The 17,432-nt window shown below is 68.1% G+C and carries 16 protein-coding genes; 8 read left to right on the forward strand and 8 right to left on the reverse strand.

Annotation, left to right across the window (positions count from 1 at the left end; all coding sequences use genetic code 11):
• Positions 1-238 precede the first annotated feature (238 nt).
• Positions 239-811, forward strand: coding sequence for a TerD family protein (locus tag NP777_RS19365; protein WP_256651418.1), 573 nt, complete (start codon positions 239-241; stop codon positions 809-811).
• A 211-nt stretch (positions 812-1,022) separates the two neighbouring features.
• Positions 1,023-1,946 (forward strand): ion transporter, encoded by a 924-nt coding sequence (locus tag NP777_RS19370; RefSeq protein WP_256651419.1) that lies wholly within the window; start codon positions 1,023-1,025, stop codon positions 1,944-1,946.
• A 93-nt stretch (positions 1,947-2,039) separates the two neighbouring features.
• Here NP777_RS19370 and NP777_RS19375 read toward each other — a convergent pair whose 3' ends face one another.
• From NP777_RS19375 to NP777_RS19390, 4 genes are all read right to left on the reverse strand, one after another.
• Complete coding sequence (locus NP777_RS19375; protein WP_256651420.1) at positions 2,040-2,303, reverse strand: twin-arginine translocase TatA/TatE family subunit; 264 nt, start codon at positions 2,301-2,303, stop codon at positions 2,040-2,042.
• A gap of 341 nt (positions 2,304-2,644) precedes the next feature.
• A complete protein-coding gene (locus tag NP777_RS19380; protein WP_391858541.1) occupies positions 2,645-5,359 on the reverse strand; it encodes an NACHT domain-containing protein in 2,715 nt (904 codons plus the stop codon).
• Positions 5,360-5,361: 2 nt separating this feature from the next.
• Positions 5,362-6,087 (reverse strand): GAF and ANTAR domain-containing protein, encoded by a 726-nt coding sequence (locus NP777_RS19385; RefSeq protein ID WP_256651422.1) that lies wholly within the window; start codon positions 6,085-6,087, stop codon positions 5,362-5,364.
• A 315-nt stretch (positions 6,088-6,402) separates the two neighbouring features.
• Positions 6,403-7,278, reverse strand: a complete 876-nt coding sequence (locus NP777_RS19390) for a helix-turn-helix transcriptional regulator (RefSeq protein ID WP_256651423.1) — start codon at positions 7,276-7,278, stop codon at positions 6,403-6,405.
• A gap of 296 nt (positions 7,279-7,574) precedes the next feature.
• Here NP777_RS19390 and NP777_RS19395 point away from each other — a divergent pair, with 296 nt between their 5' ends.
• Positions 7,575-8,480: an NAD(P)H-binding protein gene (locus NP777_RS19395; protein ID WP_256651424.1), complete on the forward strand. Its 906-nt coding sequence runs from the start codon at positions 7,575-7,577 to the stop codon at positions 8,478-8,480.
• Positions 8,481-8,551: 71 nt separating this feature from the next.
• On the opposite strand, the gene NP777_RS19400 is transcribed toward NP777_RS19395, so the two are convergent.
• Complete coding sequence (locus tag NP777_RS19400; protein ID WP_256651425.1) at positions 8,552-9,340, reverse strand: SDR family NAD(P)-dependent oxidoreductase; 789 nt, start codon at positions 9,338-9,340, stop codon at positions 8,552-8,554.
• A 141-nt stretch (positions 9,341-9,481) separates the two neighbouring features.
• Between NP777_RS19400 and NP777_RS19405 the strand changes: the two genes are divergently transcribed.
• Positions 9,482-10,120 carry a TetR/AcrR family transcriptional regulator gene (locus tag NP777_RS19405; RefSeq protein WP_256651426.1) on the forward strand — a complete coding sequence of 213 codons (639 nt, stop codon included), beginning with the start codon at positions 9,482-9,484 and terminating at the stop codon, positions 10,118-10,120.
• Between the two features lie 339 nt (positions 10,121-10,459).
• Complete coding sequence (locus tag NP777_RS19410) at positions 10,460-11,431, forward strand: glycoside hydrolase family 16 protein (protein WP_256651427.1); 972 nt, start codon at positions 10,460-10,462, stop codon at positions 11,429-11,431.
• 67 nt (positions 11,432-11,498) lie between these two features.
• On the opposite strand, the gene NP777_RS19415 is transcribed toward NP777_RS19410, so the two are convergent.
• A complete protein-coding gene (locus NP777_RS19415) occupies positions 11,499-12,026 on the reverse strand; it encodes a MarR family winged helix-turn-helix transcriptional regulator (protein ID WP_256651428.1) in 528 nt (175 codons plus the stop codon).
• Between the two features lie 42 nt (positions 12,027-12,068).
• Between NP777_RS19415 and NP777_RS19420 the strand changes: the two genes are divergently transcribed.
• Together NP777_RS19420 and NP777_RS19425 are read left to right on the forward strand one after the other, a co-directional pair.
• On the forward strand, positions 12,069-12,983 hold the full coding sequence (locus tag NP777_RS19420) for an EamA family transporter (RefSeq protein ID WP_256651429.1): 915 nt from the start codon (positions 12,069-12,071) through the stop codon (positions 12,981-12,983).
• A 15-nt stretch (positions 12,984-12,998) separates the two neighbouring features.
• Positions 12,999-14,114: an AI-2E family transporter gene (locus NP777_RS19425; RefSeq protein WP_256651430.1), complete on the forward strand. Its 1,116-nt coding sequence runs from the start codon at positions 12,999-13,001 to the stop codon at positions 14,112-14,114.
• A gap of 180 nt (positions 14,115-14,294) precedes the next feature.
• Here the strand turns inward: NP777_RS19425 and NP777_RS19430 are convergent, their stop codons facing one another.
• Entirely contained in the window at positions 14,295-15,203 is a 909-nt protein-coding gene (locus tag NP777_RS19430) for an MBL fold metallo-hydrolase (protein ID WP_256651431.1), read from the reverse strand.
• A gap of 100 nt (positions 15,204-15,303) precedes the next feature.
• On the opposite strand from NP777_RS19430, the gene NP777_RS19435 reads away from it, so the two are divergent.
• On the forward strand, positions 15,304-16,173 hold the full coding sequence (locus tag NP777_RS19435; protein ID WP_256651432.1) for an AraC family transcriptional regulator: 870 nt from the start codon (positions 15,304-15,306) through the stop codon (positions 16,171-16,173).
• Here NP777_RS19435 and NP777_RS19440 read toward each other — a convergent pair.
• Positions 16,157-17,416 (reverse strand): SGNH/GDSL hydrolase family protein, encoded by a 1,260-nt coding sequence (locus NP777_RS19440; RefSeq protein ID WP_256651433.1) that lies wholly within the window; start codon positions 17,414-17,416, stop codon positions 16,157-16,159. The two genes, NP777_RS19435 and NP777_RS19440, sit on opposite strands and share 17 nt — an antisense overlap.
• Positions 17,417-17,432 lie beyond the last annotated feature (16 nt).

A 17,432-nucleotide genomic window follows, 5' to 3' on the forward strand; every position in this document is an offset into this window, starting at 1 on the left:
TGAGAAGAAAGCAGAATCCACGGGCTTGCAGAGCCCCCTCGCGGGCCGCGGCGGCGCCCTCGCTTCCCCTCGCTTCCCCTGGCTTCAAATGATCGGTTACGGCGCATCCGCGCCTCTACAGTGCTGTAGATTTACGGCCGGATCCGGCAGTGGCGACAGCGGAAATCTACTTCCGCGAACCTTCGCGCCCGTCCACCCCCCCATGTGTTGGTCACTTGAAACCCAGGAGCTGTGCCCTGTGACTGTGAGCCTGTCCAAAGGCGGCAATCTCTCCCTCACCCGCTCCCAGCCCGGCACCGCCAGCGTCGTCGCGGGCCTCGGCTGGAAGGTGAACACCGGCCCCGGCGACGTGGACCTCGATGCGAGCGCTCTCGTACTGGGGGCGGACGGCCGGGTCCTGTCGGATCAGCACTTCGTCTTCTTCAACAACCGGGCAACTCCCGAAAACGCCGTTCGGCACACCGGCGACAACAGGACCGGCGAGGGCGAGGGAGATGGCGAGCAGATCGCCGTCGACTTCACGTTACTTCCGCCCCAGGCGGAGTCGGTCGTCTTCGTGGTGTCGATTCACGACCAGGAAGGGGTGGCCAGCACCTTCGGCCGCGTGCGCGAGGCGTACATCCGCGTGGTGCACCAAGCGGCCGGCGTGGAGATGTGCCGCTTCGAGCTGACCGAGGATGGCCACGATGAGACCGCGATGGTGTTCGGCCAGCTGTACCGGCGCGACGAGGAGTGGAAGTTCCGCGCGATCGGCCAAGGCTATGCAGCGGGCCTGATGGGCATCGCCAAGGAATACGGCGTCAATGTGTGAGGGCCCGCGCCGCTGATGTGACACCGCGGTGCCATCGCACCGCGGCCACCCGGCGAATCGCCGGTTGGTGATACCTACGGGACTGCGGCAGTCGGCGCCGGCTCCGCCGCTGGCCGGCCCGGCACACCCGGCGGGAACGTCTTGACCGCCCGCTGCGCGCATCACCCGTCACCGCGGCTCCGAGTGGCAGCTCAGAACTGGTGGAAGCGAGATGGTGGACGGTACTGGCGCGCCCAAGGCGCACGCCCTCGTGGAGGGTTCCCGCCGGGTCGTCGACTCGGGCTGGTTCGGCGTGGTGGTCTTCAGCGTCATCATGGCCAATGCGGCGGTTCTCGGCGTCGAGACGTACAGCGGCGTGGTGGAGGACTGGCACACCGAACTGAAGGCGCTGGAACACGGGTTCCTGGCGATCTTCACAGCCGAGATCCTCCTGCGGATGGTGGCCCACGGGGACCGGCCCTGGGACTTCTTCCGCGATCCCTGGAACCTGTTCGACGTGGCGGTCGTGGCGCTGGCCTTCCTCCCCGTCACACGCGAGAACGCGACGGTTCTGCGGCTGCTTCGGCTGGCCCGGGTGCTACGGGCCGCGCGGTTCCTGCCACAGATACGGGTGGTGATCACGGCCATCGGCAAGAGCCTGCCGGGGACCCTGAGTTTCCTGCTGGTCGGCACGCTGCTGCTGTATGTGTACGCCATGGTCGGCTGGGTGTTCTTCGCCGATGACGACCCGGAGCACTACGGCTCGATCGGCCGGGCCGTCCTGACGCTCTTCTTGCTCATCACCCTGGACGGGCTGGGGGACGCGGTACGGGCGGGGCTGGAGATATCCCGCTGGACCATCGTCTACTTCGCCTCGTTCGTGCTGCTGGGTTCGTTCGTCCTGGTGAACCTGCTCATCGGCGTTGTCATCAACTCCCTTGAGGAAGCCCGCGCCATGGAGGAGGCGGACCAGGCCGAGCCGCCGGGCCCCGCGCCCATCGGGCCCACCCCGGAGCCGCTGCGTGAACGGATCGCGGCCGCTCGGCAGGCCCTGGACGACCTCGAAGCGGACCTGGGCACCACGCCCAGTGGCTGCCGATGCCAGGTGCCGGCCGACGAGGAGGAGGGGCGACGGGCTCGCGTCCCGGGCGGATAGGCGCGGCGTAAGCCTCAGATGAGAGCAGGCCGCACGATGACGTGCCGACCGGGCCACACCAGCGCCGTACCCGACACGCCCCTCCCGGCGGAATCAGCGCGGTCCGGTGCCGACACTCCCGCTGCCCGGCTCGGTGTCCGTCGTCCGGGAGCTGATCACATCGCCGGGCTGGGCCTGGATGACCCTCGGACCTGAGCGGTCCCGCTGACTGTCGTCATCGGATGCCATCGCCTTGGTCTCGCTCTTGAAGATGCGGGCCGACTTACCCATGGAACGGACCAGTTCGGGGAGCTTCTTGGCCCCGATGACGACGATGACGACAATGAGGAGGAGGGCCAGCTCGCTTATCCCTAGCACGGGCGCCTGCTTTCTCCATGGATGGGCGGGTGGTGGCGTCGCAGCACGCCGAGACATCGCGGCGGGCCCTTCTGAACGCGGCTCCTGTGCTCGATGAACCGCGATAAAAATCTACAGCACTGTAGAGGCTCGCGGGTGGGACACGGACCGAGACGGCCGGCGAACCTGCCGGCCTGCGCCGTGCTGTACGTCGTCCGCAGCCGGGCCGGCCGCGCTGCCCGGTGGCCGCCCTCGTCGCGGCGGCCGCGGCATGACGTTGTCGGGGCCGCCGGTGCCGTGGGCGAGGGCGGCGAGGTCGCCAGTAGTACGCGGCCCCAGCAGTACGCAGCCGGAAGTGACTCCTACCCCATGAGGTCCGCCGAGACGACCTCAATGGCCGGAGACAGGTTCTCGGACCCGAGGATCGCCACTCCCGCCGGCACCCGAACCTCACGCAATCGCACATCTGCCAGCGATGCCACGTCAACGCTCCCCACAGAGGATTCCAGCGTCAGCACCGCAAGATTGGGAAACATGGAAAGCCATTCCCAAGTCCACCCGACATCCACGGCCATCCATAAATGGGTCAACCGGCCGGGAGCAATTACACCCATAAGATCTTCTTGAGAAATATCTCCGATGACCTTGATCCGAGCCCTGCCCCCATACCTCTGCAATTCACGCAGCTCTCGCTCATTCGAGACCGGAAAGTACAGATTCCGCTCGTCAAGATACGCCACCACTTCTTCTCCGAAGTGTGCGGTGTCGAACCTCCCCCACACTCGAACCAGCTCGGCCCGCACACGCAGATCCTTATGGCCTCTATAACGAACCAGAACTGGAATCGCCGCATCGGTCGCAATGCGTGCGGCCGCCATAACCGTAAAGTAGTCTTCGTTCGACGCCGTTCTGTGCGCGGCGGATTTATTCTGGTTCGACAGATTTTGCGGACCGGGCAGTAATTCCAGAGCAACGGGCCCCACGTCTGCCAACGCTCGCGCCTGCTCTGCCGAGCGGGGAGGAATCAGAGCGGCCGCACGCTTTTGCACCGCATCCCTGACAGCTGGATCCAATTCGGTGGCATGTTCCAGACAGGCGGCCGCCAGCAGATGCAATCGATGGCGGCCGTCCATCGATGAGTCGCCTCGCTCCAGCAGACCGTTGAGAAGTCGAACTCGCTCGGCCGGCCGGGCGTGGGCAACGGCCATCCTGATCACGTCCTCCCACTGGTCCAGGTGGGCATTTGAGATGAGGAAATCGAAGTCAAGACCCTCAACGGCGGCCTTCGCCCCCAAGTAGTCCTGAAAAGTACGGTGAATAAAGTCCATTGATCCGACACTCGGCTCGCGCAACAGGCCGCTTCGAACCAACAAGTGCCGATAGATTTCCTCGGGCGACCCTTGATCAGCCACCTGTGGAATCGCGGGAAGCGACTGCGCCAGCAAGTCCACAGCATCACCTCGGCCCATCTCCACTCGACCATTTCTAATCATCCAGTAGGCAAGCTTCTGAATGAGTTGAATATGATGAGCTTCGCCGATGCGGATCATCCCGGGTTTGTAGATACCGCGCTCACGGTCACGACGCGAAAGAAGCATGGAAAGTGCCGCGTCGTAGAGTTCCTTTCGACCATCAGGGAGGTAGCCGCGCCGATCCTGATGTAGAGCACAAATGAGTGCGCACATCAGGGGATTGGCCGCGAGTCGCCCAAGGGCCTGCTTGGCTTGCACTTCGCCAATCAGTTCCGGGGCATACTGATCGCCGATACCGGCCGCCTTATGCCATCGCCGGATGAAGGATGCCACGTTGTCTCGGCTCATGGGAGCCATATCCAGTTCGATGAACCCCTCGTCGGCCAACCACTCTTCCCGTACCGCAGAAGGCCGCGATGTAATTAGCCAACGGTTTTTGGGGTAAGCGGCGAGAAGATCTTGCAGCCATCGCCGCGCGCCCTCTCGCTCATTTTCTGGAACTTCATCCATGCCGTCGATGAGGATCAGACCACGACCCGAGGACAAAACTCGGTCAAACCATCCCGTTGGCTGAAGTGTTGCCAGCGGGCAGCCTACCGCCGCAAGGAACTGGTCCGGGGTGGGGAATGACGCTCCGTCTCGGGTGAGTGCCCGCAGCGGAAGCACGAATGGCACAAGTCCCCATACATAGAGCAGGTGCTCGTCAGGCTCTTCTTGGGTCGCGGTGACCGCGAGCCACTGCACAAGAGTCGTTTTCCCCGATCCGGCAACGCCCCTGAGAAGTACTCGGTTACGCCCCTCCAGTACATGATCGGCAGGAAGCAGCAAAGGAACATCACTTGCTCCTCTGGACGCGGCATCCAAGCTCAGGTAGGCGGCATCCAGCGGCCAAACAGCAGACAGGCCGGGAAGATCGAGCCCGAAAATGGTCAACTTGCCGTACTTCGACATGATGTACGCGGCGTAACGATCTTCGAAGGGGCTATCCGCCGGCGAGGGAGCCCGAAAGAGTAATGCGTCGACCTTCGCTCGCAGGTCATCGAGGTGACGACTCTGTTCAACCAGCGTTCTCGGCACGAATTCAGACCGCTGGGTGAAGAAGTGCAGTACGTGGAGGCAAGCGGTGTCCATGACGCTTGCATGCAGCGTGATCGCGTCGCTTGACAGCCCGAGAGTCGCAGTCGGACTTTGGGATCTAAGACGTTGCGACAAAGCTAAATGTCCAAGGCTTACCGCTTGAACATCGTCCATGTCCAGATCGCCAATGGCGCGTAGTGAGTCGGCTACCGCATGAGCGACCGCGCGCAGTTCATAGGACGGGATCCGCCCCTCGACTCCGGTGGACTGCACAGCACGTCGCACCAACTCGTCAGCGATCTTCTGTAACTCGCGGTCGGACAGAGTGCGCTTCTCGCCTTTGAACGACACCAGCCCTGAGACACGCACGGGCTTGTCAACAAGGCCCGCCCCAGCGCTCTCCGAGACGAACAATCTCCTGACCAGCGGGAACACAACGCTCGAGGCCAAGCGAGCACCAATAGCCGCAGGTTCCACCCATGCCCCCAGACATACGAGAGGACCAGCGTAGAGCACTGCGCGAGCCACGCTCAGCGATGAGGGCGCAGTTCTGGTGCGGTGGGGGGCTGGCCGGTGAGGTTGGTGATCAGCTCGGTGCACAGGTTGCGGAGCTTGACGTTGCGGTGCTGGGAAGCGGAGCGCAGGATGCCGAAGGCCTCCTCAGCGGTGCACCGCCGCTGGCCCATGATGACGCCGAGGGCCTGGTCGATGACGCTGCGGTGCGTCATGGCGTCTTGCAACTGGCTGACGAAATCCTCTGTGTCGGTGATGCGCTGGGCCAGAGCGATGGCGCCGGTCGCCTGAGCGGCGAGCGAGCGCAACGAGGTGAGATCGGCCTGTTCGTACGCCTCCGGCGGGGCGGCGTACAGATTGAGAGCGCCGCTGGTGTGGGTGCGGGCCGCTATCGGCAAGGAGAGGGAGGAACGCATCCCGCAGGCGACGGCGTAGGCCGGGTAGTCGCCCCACCTGGTCTCCGCGAGCATGTCGTTGACGAGGAGTTCTTTCCCGGTCCGCAGCGACTGCAGACAGGGGCCGTCGTCCTGGCCGTACTGCTTCTCGTCGAGCTGCGGTGCCACCGTGCCGGAGCTGACCACGGTCAGCGGCCGGCCATCCCGCTGCAGGGTGAGGCCGGCACCTTGGGCGCGGGACAATTCCAGGGCCGCGTCGGCCAGTGTCTGCAGGAAGTCTTCGAGTGATTCGGTCTCCAGCAGCCACTGCGTGATGTGGTTGCCGTCGTACGCGTGGTCGGCGCTCATCAAGGGTCCCTTCGCAAGGCCCGCGGCCTCTCGGTCGGCAGCTTGACGTGCCACCGGGGCAACGGAGTCCAATGTCCGAAGGAACACCGCCGGTGCGGCCACTGCCTGACGCCGGTGTTCGGACGACGCAGCGTGGCCTGCTATGTCCTCACGAGTACCACGCTGTGCTCCGTGGAATCGTATGGAGATCGGTGCCGATGCGCTTCTCTTCGGCCGGGTGACTTACGAAACGATGGAGTCGGCGTGGCTCCCGTCGGCGCCGACGGGAGCGAGGCCCGACGCCGCACCGTCATGGGGGCTCCGGCGGAACCCGCCCTACTTCGTGGGCTCCATGGCTTCCGGGTTCGGACGCCCCGACGGCAGCGCCGGGGGCGCCAGGTCGAGCAGGGCGTTCGAGGTCGCGTCGTCCGCCGGGTGGAAGGCCCAGATCCTGTGGCCGTCGCTTCCCGGCAGTTCCAGGACGTGCTGGTCGAGTGCGAGCGGTCCGACCCTTGGATGCCGGAACCGTTTGTGGTCCATCGCCTTCTCATAGAGGCGGTGCTCGCCCCAGACGGATCTGAAGACATCGCTGTGCGCGGACAGCTCCCGCACAAGCTGCGTCGGGCGGGCCGCCCCCGCTTCGGAGCCGGCCTGTGCGCGGAGGGCCGCCACCATGCAGCGGGCGAGTTCGGGCCACTCGGTGAAAAAAGCCCGTGCTCCGGGGGCGAGGAACACCAGGCGGGCATAGTTGTCCCGGGGCTGCAACCCTTCATGAAGAAGATCGCCGAGAGTGTTGCTGTCCTCGATGTCCAGCCATCGGTTCACCAGCAGGGCGGGCACCGTCATGGAGTCGAGCAGCCGGCGCACGCCCTCCAGGCGATCCGTGCCCATGCGGTTCGCCTCCCCGCCCGCGGCAGTCCCCGTGGCGGAAAGTTCGCGCAGGTGACGCGCCGCGACGGCGTCCAGCAGCAGGGCCTTGCAGAGGCCCTCCACCACCGCGCGGGACGGTCGGCGTTCTCTCCCCTGTTCGAGGCGCACGTAGTAGTCGGTGCTGATCCCGGCGAGGAACGCCACTTCGTCTCGCCGCAGTCCGGGCACCTGGCGCTGTGCCCCCACGGCCAGCCGGTGGTGTTCGGGCCGCACCCGACTTCGTCTGGCACGCAGGAAGGCCGCCAGTGGCGCGCCTCCGCTGTGCCCCCTTGAAACCTGCATATCACCAGCGTAATGACGTGGCGTTCACCGTGGTGGGGACGGAGTGTGCCGGCTCCCGTGGCGGGGAGGCCCGGCCGGGCGCCGACCGGCGCGACCGGCCTTCCGGGGTGGGTGTACCACTCCTACCCGCCCGGTCCGCCGGGTGGCTAACGTGTCGAGCGCCTACCGAACGGTCCGGATTTCAGCCCAGTAACGGCCTTGCCTCCCCTGCCCCTCTCCGGAAGGGCTCAGGGCGCCGTGTGATCGCGGCTGGCCTCCCGGCACCAGTACAGAACGCCAATGAAAGAGATACGTCGATGTTCGTCATCACCGGCGCCAGTGGCCGCACCGGACGGGCCGCCGCCGTGCACCTGCTCACAGCCGGGTACCGGGTCCGAGCCGTCGGCCGTTCGGCCCGGCGGCTCGCCGACCTCGCGACGCGAGGCGCCGAGGTGTGGGAAGCCGACCCGACCGACCCGGCCGCGCTGACGGACGCCTTCCGCGGTGCGGATGGCGTCTACGCGGTGATCCAGCCCAACTACATCCCCGATCACCCCGATTTCGGCGCCTTCCAGGACCAGGTGGCGGCCTCCCTGACCGAGGCGGTATCCGAGTCCGGCGTGACCCGCGTCGTCGGGCTCAGCAGCTGGGGAGCCCGACATGCCAAGGGCACCGGACCGGTCATGGGGCTCCATCGCTTCGAGCAGCGCCTCTCGACCGTCCCCGATGTCGACACGCTGTGGCTGCGGGCCGGCTACTTCATGGAGAACCTACTGGACCACATCGACACCGCCAGGGCCCACCACCGCATCAGCGCTCCCTTCGAGCCCGACGTTCCCCTGCCCTTCATCACCACCGGCGATGTCGGGGGCCGAGCCGGGGAGGAACTCGCCACCGGGACCTGGCGCGGTACGGAGGTCCTGGAACTCCAGGGGGAACGCGACGTGAGCATGCGGGAAGCCGTGGGCGTGATCGCGAACGCCGTGCGTGCGGACGACTTCACCTACGCGCAGACCAGCCTCGCCGACTTCCACACGGAACTCCGCGGCAACGGCGTATCCGTCAACGTCGCGGACATGATGGCCGAGGTCGGCGAAGCCATCAACTCCGGGCACATGCGGATGGAGCGGCCGCGTACCGCCCGCACATCCACCCCCACCTCCATCGAACGGTTCATCGCGGAGGAATTCGCTCCCCGGTACCGCGCGGCCCGAGCGGATTGAGGATCCTGGCGGGACATGCCGACGGATTGGCTGAGCACCTCCGTCGGCCGCCGGCGGGCTGCGGGACTCGTTCAGACGATCTTGGTGGACCCCGCGTCGACAGACAGGTTCACCCCGATCGCACTCGGCATGGCCGGGGAGGCCAGCAGCAGCACCGCCCGGGCGATCTCGGCGGGGTCGATCAGGGTCTCGGTGAGCATCCCGGTCTCCTTCGGCAGGGCTGCCACCAGCGTTCCGTGGTCGACCCCCATGTTGTCCGCCACTCGTGCGACGTATCCGTCCTCGGCCGTGATCTGCGGCGTGCGCGTCGCTGACGGCGACACCGCGTTGATGCGTACTCCGGAGGGCGCCATGCGCTCGGCCAGTTGTCGGGTGAAGGCGTTGAGGGCCGCTTTGGCGACAGAGTAGGGAAGCGGCTCCGTCCCCGGCCGGCGGGCGCTGTCGGAGCTGATGTTGACCACGGCGCCCCTGGCCTCGAGGAGCGAGGGCAGTGCCGCGCGGGTGGTCCGGACGGCCGACTCGAAATTGAGGGCGAACCCGTATGCCCAGACCTCGTCCCCGCCGTTGAGGGGATCGCCGAACCCCTCCTGTGGCATCTCGCCGCCGCCGGCGTTGTTGACCAGGACGTCGATCCTGGGATCGACGGCCAGGGCGGCATCGACCAGGCGCCGCGGACCGTCGGCCGTGGCGAGGTCGGCGGGGACGAACGTGGCTCCGGTGGCCTCGAGTTCGGGTGTGCCGCGCCGCGCCGTCGCGGTCACCAGCGCCCCTTCCTGCTGGAATGCCTGAACGATCGCGAGGCCGATGCCCCTGCTCGCCCCGGTGACGAGGACGCGCTTGCCGGCGAGCTGAAGATCCATGACGTGCTCCTGTGGTGGTAAGGACTCAAGTGGCATAACTGAAACAGCGGTATCGCAGTTATGTCAATAACTGCATCATGACTGACTCACTTATCGTTGACGAGGGTAGGGTGACCCCGAGAGTGAGGCAGAGGAGGTGGCATGGGCGAGAACAGCCCTCCCCGGCGGATCCGGGCGGACGCCGAACGCAGTACGGCGCGCATCCTGGAAGCAGCGGAAACCGTGCTCGCCGCGGACGCCACCGCGTCCCTGGAGCAGATCGCGGACGCCGCGGGGCTCGCTCGCGCCACCGTCCACCGCCGGTTCGCCTCCCGCGCCGCACTGCTGGACGCCCTGGCCGAACGGCTCAGCCGGCGCTACCTCGGCGGGCTGGCCGAAGCACGGGTGAAGACCGCACCGCCCCTCATCGCGCTGCACCGTGTCACGGAGATCGTCTTCGATCTCAAGCTCTGCCACCGCTTCGCCATCCAGCTGACCGCGGCCCTCACGCCGGAAGTCCTCGACGGCCTCGACCTGCTCTTCGCCCGCCTGAGAGACACGGGAGCGATCACCGCGGTCGACCCCGCCTGGTGCCGCCAGGTCTATCTGGCCCTTCTGCACGAGGTCCACGAACTGCCCGCGGACTCCCCGACCCTGGCCTCCTCGGCCACCGCGGATGAGACCGAGGCGAAGATCGATCTGCTCGTGCGCACCACACTGGGCGCGCTGGGCGGCGGCACGCCGACCGGATCGCGCAGGAGTGCGCCGCCGGCCTGGTCACCATGCGGCGATCGCTCCTGACGGCGGCGTGGCGCGCCGTCAAGAGTTGGCGAGCACGAGTGCCGACATCCCGGGCATGCCTCCAACTCTGAAGTAGGGCAATCGATACTTCCGCGGCCGTGCGGTCAAGCCAAGGACTTTCGTTCAACTAGTGAACTCAGCAAGGCCCTTGACCGGCAAGGGCAGGGTCCAAGACAGTCATTCTGTGTGAGCGCTCTCTCGCCCTCATCGGCGCTTGCTCTGTGCTCACCGTGCCCGAGTCCCCGTAGCCCGATCTCCCGTCACCCCCACGCCAGGAGCGGGCTACGGGGGCTCGCGCATCCCGTCACTGCGTTCCTTCAAACGAAAGCAGCCCCCCACATGTTCAGGATCACTCCCTCAGCTACGACGGCGGACGCCAAACCCCGCCGCCGACGACGCCTTCTGGCCTTCGTGGCCGCCCTGTCGCTTCCGGTGACCGGACTGCTGGCTCTCACGGTGTCCTCCAACACCGCCGCCGCGGGCGAGCCCGCCGCGGCCGAGTGGACCACCGTCTTCCAGGACGACTTCGACGGCGCGGCGGGCACCGGGCTGAACAAGGACGACTGGCTGTACGACATCGGCACCGGCTACCCGGGCGGCGCCGCGAACTGGGGCACCGGCGAGATCGAGTCGGTTACGGACTCGACCGAGAACGTCTACCACGACGGTGAGGGTCACATGGTGATCAAGCCGATCCGTGACGGTTCCGGTAAGTGGACCTCCGGCCGGGTGGAGACCCAGCGCACCGACTTCGAGGCGCCCGCCGGTGGGCAGTTGGAGATCAGCGCTTCCCTCAAGCAGCCCAACCCGGAGAAGGCGCTGGGAATTTGGCCCGCCTTCTGGGCCATGGGTGCCGACGCCCGCCCGGTCGGGGCCACCAACTGGCCGAGCATCGGCGAGCTGGACATCATGGAGAACGTCAACGGGCTGAGCAAGCACTCGAACACCTTCCACTGCGGTGAGTGGGCCGGTGAGTGCCACGACCCGGACGGGATCACCAGCGATCTGCTGCCGTGCGACGGCTGTCAGACCGATTACCACACGTACTCCGTGATCGTGGATCGCACCGACACCTCCGCCGAGCAGTTGCGCTTCTACCGCGACGGCAAGGAAACCTTCACGGTGAAGCAGAACCAGGTGTCCGCCGAGACCTGGAAGAAGGCGGTCGACCACGGGTTCTTCGCCATCTTCAACGTCGCGGTCGGCGGCTCCTACCCGAACAAGGTCTGCGGCTGCACCTCACCGGCGGCGGACACCACCTCCGGCGCGGGGATGAGCGTGGACTGGTTCTCCGTCAAGGTGAGCAAGTAGCGCAGCGCGCATACATCCGGGTAGCGGAGCGCCCGGTCCCGCCGACGCGGTGGGGCCGGGCGCTCCGCTATCCGGGGGGAGTGTGGGGACGCGGGTCGTCCAGGCGGGAGAGCCAGGTCGTGAGCAACGCTTCGAGCGTCTCGGACTCCGCGGGCGTCAGGAGATTCAGCAGGTTGCGCTCGTTGCGCATGTGGTCGGTGAACGCCTGGTCGATCAGTTCGCGTCCGGGGCCGGTGAGGGCGACGATCCGGCCGCGCTGGTCGTCGTCCGAGCGGCGGCGGGTGACGAGTCCGGCCCGCTCGAGGCGGTCGATCCTCTTGGTCATCGCACCGGTGGTGACCATGGTGTGCGCGGCGAGCTCGCCAGGAGCGCGTTCATAGGGTTCGCCGGCGCGGCGCAGCGCGCACAGGACGTCGAACTCCCCCTCGCTGAGGCCGTAGCGGCTGTATACGCGGCAGAGTTCTTCGGTGAGTTGGCCGGCCAGGCGGTGCAGTCGGCCGATCACTCCTTGCGGCGAGATGTCGACGTCGGGCCGTTCGCGGCGCCAGTCGGCCTGGATGCGGGCCACGCGGTCCAGCGGTTGCCGATGTTCCATGGAAGACAAATATAGCTTCCCGGGAAGCTATATTTGTCTTCCATGGAAGCTAATGCGCGTTGGGTGGCGCTGACCGCGGTCGCGCCGGTGGCGTGGGGAGCCAACTACTTCGTCACGCACGAGTTCCTCCCCGCCGGGAGCCCGTTGTACGGGGCCGCTCTGCGGGCGCTGCCCGCGGGGCTCGTCCTGCTGGCGTTGTGCCGGTGGCGCCGGCCGCACGGCGCGTGGTGGTGGCGGTCCGCGGTGCTGGGATCGCTCAACGTGAGCGTGTTCTTCGTCCTCGTCTACGTCGCCTCCCAACTGCTGCCGACGAGCGTCGCCGCGACCGTGATGGCGGTGTCCCCGCTGACGATGACGCTCATCGCCTGGCCCCTGGTGTCCGAGCGGCCCCGGACCGCACATCTGTCCGGTGCCGTGGTCGGGCTCGCCGGGGTGTGCCTCATGCTGCTCACGGGCGCGGAAGGGGTGAGCGTGCCGGGAGTTCTCGCTTCGGCCGCCGCCATGCTGGTGTCGTCCTTCGGTCACATCCTGACCAAGCGGTGGAGCGCCGATACCGATGTGCTCGCCTCGACCGCCTGGCAGCTGACCGCCGGAGGGCTGTTCCTGCTCCCGGCCGCCGCGGTGGTGGAGGGCCCTCCACCCGCGCTCTCCACACCGGCGCTCGCCGCCTTCGGCTATGTCTCCCTGGCCGCCACCGCGCTGGCCTTCACCGCCTGGTTCACCGGGCTGCGACACCTGCCCGCGGGGACCGTGGGTCTGATCGGGCTGCTCAACCCCGTCACGGGCGTGCTGCTCGGCACGACGGTCGCCACGGAGGTGCTGACCGTTCAGCAACTGTGCGGACTGGTCCTGGTCCTGGCCGGAGTCGTCCTCGGCCGGCCCACCCGCAAAAAGGGCGGCGACACTGGGACTTTGGCCAGGGTGCCCCCGAAAAGCAGCGCCGGGAGGCACTTATGAGGTACGGGTGGCCCCATGCCTCGCACGTTGAGTTCCACGAAAGCCCGCGCAGCGCTCCGCGTATCGTCGCGTATCTCCCTCGAATTGCTTTTGATCCTCGTCATGGCCGCGGCGGTCCTGTGGGCCCTGGGCCAGATGTGGTCGGTCATCTGGCCGCTTGTCGTCGGCCTGCTCCTCACGACGCTGACCTGGCCCCTGGCCCGCCTTCTGCGCGGGTGGGGGTGGCCACCCGCGCTGGCCGCCTCGGTCGTGACGCTGCTGTTCCTCCTGGTCGCCACGGGTATCGTGGCGCTGATCGCGGTGCCCGTGGCGTCCCAGTCCGGGGAACTGGCCGACGGTGTGACCGAGGGCATCGAGCGGGTGCGTGAATGGGCCGCCGGGCCGCCGCTGAACATCGACGATGCCCAGATCGCGCAGGCCACCGACAGCGCGGCCGCCCGGTTGCAGAGCAGCGCCGGCAGCTTGGTCACCGCTGTCGTCGCGGGGGTGAGCACTGTGGTCGACGGTGTGATCACCGCCGTCCTGGCGCTCTTCTTGATGTTCTTCTTCCTCAAGGACGGCCCGCGGTTCCTGCCGTGGCTCGCCCGTCAGCTCCCCGGCCGGCTCGCCACCGACATCCCCGCCGTGGCCGAGCGCAGTTGGGACACCCTCGGCGCCTTCGTGCGTTCCCAGGCGCTGGTCGGCCTGCTCGACGCCATCCTCATCGGACTCGGGCTGTGGGCTCTGGGAGTACCGCTGGTGCTGCCGCTGGCGGTCCTGACCTTCATCTCCGCGTTCATTCCGGTCGTCGGGGCCTTGTTCGCGGGTGTGGTCGCGGTGCTCATCGCGCTGGTGTTCAACGGTCCGACGGACGCGCTGATCGCGTTGGCGATCATCATCGTGGTGCAGCAGCTCGAGGGCAATGTGTTCCAGCCCATGATCCAAAGCCGCGGGCTCGGCCTGCACGCGGCGGTCGTCCTGCTGGCGGTGACACTGGGCAGCAGCCTCGCCGGGATCGTGGGCAGCCTGCTCGCCGTACCGGTGGCCGCGCTGATCGCGGTGGCCTGGAACTACCTGCGCGAACAGCTCAGCCATCCGCCACAGGAGCCGGAGAGCGACGAGCAGCCCGCCGGTGGCGCCGTCGTGTCGTAGCCCCTCGGCATCGGCCCCCGGCGCCGGCGTCGGCAAGCGCATCGGGCGCGGCCGCCCGGACGCGCGCCGGGGGCAAGCACTTCAACCCGGGGAAGGCGAGATGAACCCGGCCCTCCGGAAGTCGTTGCCGCATCGGTGGGCGATGATCGCGTCGACCGGGGCGTTCGCGGAACCCTACGGTCACCCCGTTGCCCAAGGGCCCAGGGTGAACCCCGCGCCCGCCCGCCGGACCTCCACGGCACCCGCGGCGCCCGCGAAGTGTGCGGGAACGACCAACTCCCTTTGATCCGCGGCGCGTTGGAGGATGCGCAGACGGCTCGCCACCGCTTGTGCCGAGTCCAGGCAGGCATTGCTGTTGCAGCAGGGTTGGAGGATCTGCACCGGGGTGTGCAGCAGGTCTCCGACGAAGACGGCCCGGTCGCCGCCGGAGGCGAGCCGCAGCACGGAAGAGCCGGGGGTGTGGCCGGGCGCGGACTCCAGGATGAGGTGCTCGTCGATGCGGTGGCAACCGTCCCACCGCACGGCCTGTCCGGCCCGGTGGATGGGCGCGACGCTGTCCTCGTAGATCAGGCGGCCGTCCGCCTGCGACCCATTGCCGTATCCGCCGTCCGGACCGAAATGGACGTCGTCGGCTGCCGGGATGAGGTACTGGGCATTGGCGAACGCCGGTATCCACTCCCCGTCCGCCTCGACGGTGTTCCCGCCGACATGGTCGATGTGCAGGTGGGTGTTGACGACGACGTCGACGTCCTGCGGGCGGACGCCGGCCTTCGCCAGGCCGCCGAGGAGATCGCCCTGCCAGTGGTGGAACGGCGGCGAGCCCGGCCGTTCGCGTCCCTTGCCCACTCCGGTGTCGACCAGGACGGTCCGCCCGCCGCTGCGCAGCACCCAGGTCTGCAGCGCCACCACCAGCCGGCCGGAATCCGGCTCCCAGTGGTCCGGCGCCAGCCAGTCCGCATTGTCCTTCCACACCTCGCCGGCGGTCTCCGCGACCAGGTCGGCGACCGGCACCAACGGGCCCTGCCACTCCACGATCCGGATGACCTCGACATCGCCCAGCACAAGGCGACGCACACTCTCGTTCGTCATACTCCGGACTCTAGGAAGGCCGTAAGAGCCTCTCAATGCGCATCCGGCTCACTGGGATACGCATGCGTCTCATGTCCCATACGGGAGATACTCTGCGCGAATGGATGTGGTGAGCGACGCGATCTCCGCCATGCGGCTGGGGCACCCCTCGTCCCACCGGTTGCGGATGAACGACGGTGGGCGCACGCGGCTCCGCCCGTTCGGCGGCGCGGGCTTTCACGTGGTGCTCAAGGGCGGCTGCCGACTGCTGCCCGACGGCGGCGACCCGGTGTCCCTCGGCGTGGGGGACGCGGTGCTGCTCCCCCATGGCACGGGCCATGAGCTCGCCGACTCCCCGACCGAGACGGAGCTCCTCTGCGGCCAGTACCGGCTCGACTGCAGCCGTATCCACCCGCTGCTCGCGGAGCTGCCCCGGGTCGTCCACCTTCCCAGCCGTGTGGGCGGCCACCTCGAGCTGCGCGCCGCGATCGACCTGCTCGCCGGTGAGGTGGACGAAAGCCGGCCCGGCTCCTGCATCGCGCTGCCGAACCTGCTCGACCTGCTCCTCGTCTACATGATCCGCGCCTGGATGACCGAGGCCACCAGCGGAGCCTGGCCCCGCGTCCTGGGTGACCCGGTGACGGCCGCCGCGCTGCGGGCGCTGCACTCGGACCCCGCCTCCCCATGGACCATCGAGCGCCTGGCCGCGGAGGTGAACGTCTCCCGCCCCACCCTGGCGCGCCGGTTCACCACCCTGGTCGGCCGCCCGCCGATGGGGTACCTCACGTGGTGGCGCGTCATTCTCACCGCCACCCTGCTCCGGGACACTTCGGACACCCTGGCCTCCATCGCCGGCCGGGTCGGCTACGGCAGCCCGTACGCGCTCTCCCACGCCTTCCAGCGTGAGTTCGGCACCACCCCGGGGCGGTACCGCAAGGCCGCGGCCCGGGGACCGGCGTGGAGGGGGCAGGAGGTCAGCGGGCGCAGCTGAGGGCGCGGAGGGGGATGGCGTCGCTCATGACCCGCATACCGGCGTCATTGGGGTGGAGGTGGTCGCCGCCGTCGTAGGCGGGGAGCATCCGGGAGGGCGCCGCGGGGTCCCTGACGGCCTCGTCGAAGTCGACGACCGCGTCGAACTCGCCGCTGGTGCGGATGAAGGCGTTGACCTGTTGACGGACCGTCTCGTCGACGGCCTCGTACTCCCGCCACCCCTCGTACGGCATGACGGTCGCCCCGACCACGCATACGCCACGCGCGTGGGACCTCGCGATGATCTGCCGGTAGCCGGCGATGAGGTCGTCGGCCGTGGGGCCCGGTGTGGCCTTGATGTCGTTGATGCCCTCCAGCAGGATCGTCGTGCGCACACCGGCCTGGGAGAGCACATCCCGGTCGAGTCGCTTCAGCGCGCTCTCGGCCGAGCCGTCGGCGAGGACCCTGTTGCCGGAGATGCCCTCGTTGGCCACGCCCTTGAGCCGGGAGCGGGGGTCGGCGAGCAGCCGTCGGGCGAGGAAGTCCGGCCAGCGGCGGTTGGTGTCCTGGGTGGAGGCGGAGCCGTCGGTGATCGAGTCGCCGAAGGCGACGACGGCGCCGGTGCCGGGCCGGGGCCGCACCACGGCGGCGTCCAGGTAGTACCAGGAGGTGATCTGCTGAGAGTAGGCGGCGGCGCCCTCCTCCGCGGCGTGGTCGCCGGACGGTGCGATGTACGAGGTCGCACGGGCCCCTTTGTGGCCGGTCGCGAGGGTGCCCGCGCTGCGTACGTAGAGGCTGATCGCGAGGTCCGACTGGGGCTGGACGCGGCCCGGCAGCGGATCGCTGTAGACGACGCCGCCCGCCGGTACGGTCACCGACGACGCGCCGCGGAAGGTCAGCCGTCCGCTGCTGCCGGGCACGACCGCCGCCCCGGACGCGCGTACACCGGCGTAGGCGTGGCCGAAGGTCACCGGCTGGTCGCCGTAGGCGTTGGAGAGCCGGATGCGCAGGTCCCGGCCGCCGACGCTGGTGTGGACGACGAACCGGTAGGTCAGGTCCTGGGCGGCGGCTCCCGCCGGGTAGGCGCTGGAGCCCCAGGTGACGACGGAGGCGCGCGGGGCGGGCGGCGTCGCGGGCTGGTCGGTGGACCGAGCGGTGGCCTGGGCGGCGTAGGACTCGGTTCCGGTGGTCAGGACGACCCCGAGGGCGGCGGCGGTCGCGGCCAGGAGGCCGAGGGCGCGTGCGGGTAAGCCCGGTCTCTGCATGATGCGTCGCTTCCTT

The sequence above is a fragment of the Streptomyces rugosispiralis genome (genome assembly GCF_024505145.1).
GTDB lineage: Bacteria > Actinomycetota > Actinomycetes > Streptomycetales > Streptomycetaceae > Streptomyces > Streptomyces rugosispiralis.

Bases quoted from the DNA above. Each gene is read 5' to 3' on its own strand.
- NP777_RS19370 (WP_256651419.1), top strand. From the start codon at position 1,023: ATGGTGGACGGTACTGGCGCGCCCAAGGCGCACGCCCTCGTGGAGGGT.
- NP777_RS19385 (WP_256651422.1), bottom strand. From the start codon at position 6,087: ATGAGCGCCGACCACGCGTACGACGGCAACCACATCACGCAGTGGCTG.
- NP777_RS19390 (WP_256651423.1), bottom strand. From the start codon at position 7,278: ATGCAGGTTTCAAGGGGGCACAGCGGAGGCGCGCCACTGGCGGCCTTC.
- NP777_RS19395 (WP_256651424.1), top strand. From the start codon at position 7,575: ATGTTCGTCATCACCGGCGCCAGTGGCCGCACCGGACGGGCCGCCGCC.
- NP777_RS19400 (WP_256651425.1), bottom strand. From the start codon at position 9,340: ATGGATCTTCAGCTCGCCGGCAAGCGCGTCCTCGTCACCGGGGCGAGC.
- NP777_RS19405 (WP_256651426.1), top strand. From the start codon at position 9,482: ATGGGCGAGAACAGCCCTCCCCGGCGGATCCGGGCGGACGCCGAACGC.
- NP777_RS19410 (WP_256651427.1), top strand. From the start codon at position 10,460: ATGTTCAGGATCACTCCCTCAGCTACGACGGCGGACGCCAAACCCCGC.
- NP777_RS19415 (WP_256651428.1), bottom strand. From the start codon at position 12,026: ATGGAACATCGGCAACCGCTGGACCGCGTGGCCCGCATCCAGGCCGAC.
- NP777_RS19420 (WP_256651429.1), top strand. From the start codon at position 12,069: ATGGAAGCTAATGCGCGTTGGGTGGCGCTGACCGCGGTCGCGCCGGTG.
- NP777_RS19425 (WP_256651430.1), top strand. From the start codon at position 12,999: ATGCCTCGCACGTTGAGTTCCACGAAAGCCCGCGCAGCGCTCCGCGTA.
- NP777_RS19430 (WP_256651431.1), bottom strand. From the start codon at position 15,203: ATGACGAACGAGAGTGTGCGTCGCCTTGTGCTGGGCGATGTCGAGGTC.
- NP777_RS19435 (WP_256651432.1), top strand. From the start codon at position 15,304: ATGGATGTGGTGAGCGACGCGATCTCCGCCATGCGGCTGGGGCACCCC.
- NP777_RS19440 (WP_256651433.1), bottom strand. From the start codon at position 17,416: ATGCAGAGACCGGGCTTACCCGCACGCGCCCTCGGCCTCCTGGCCGCG.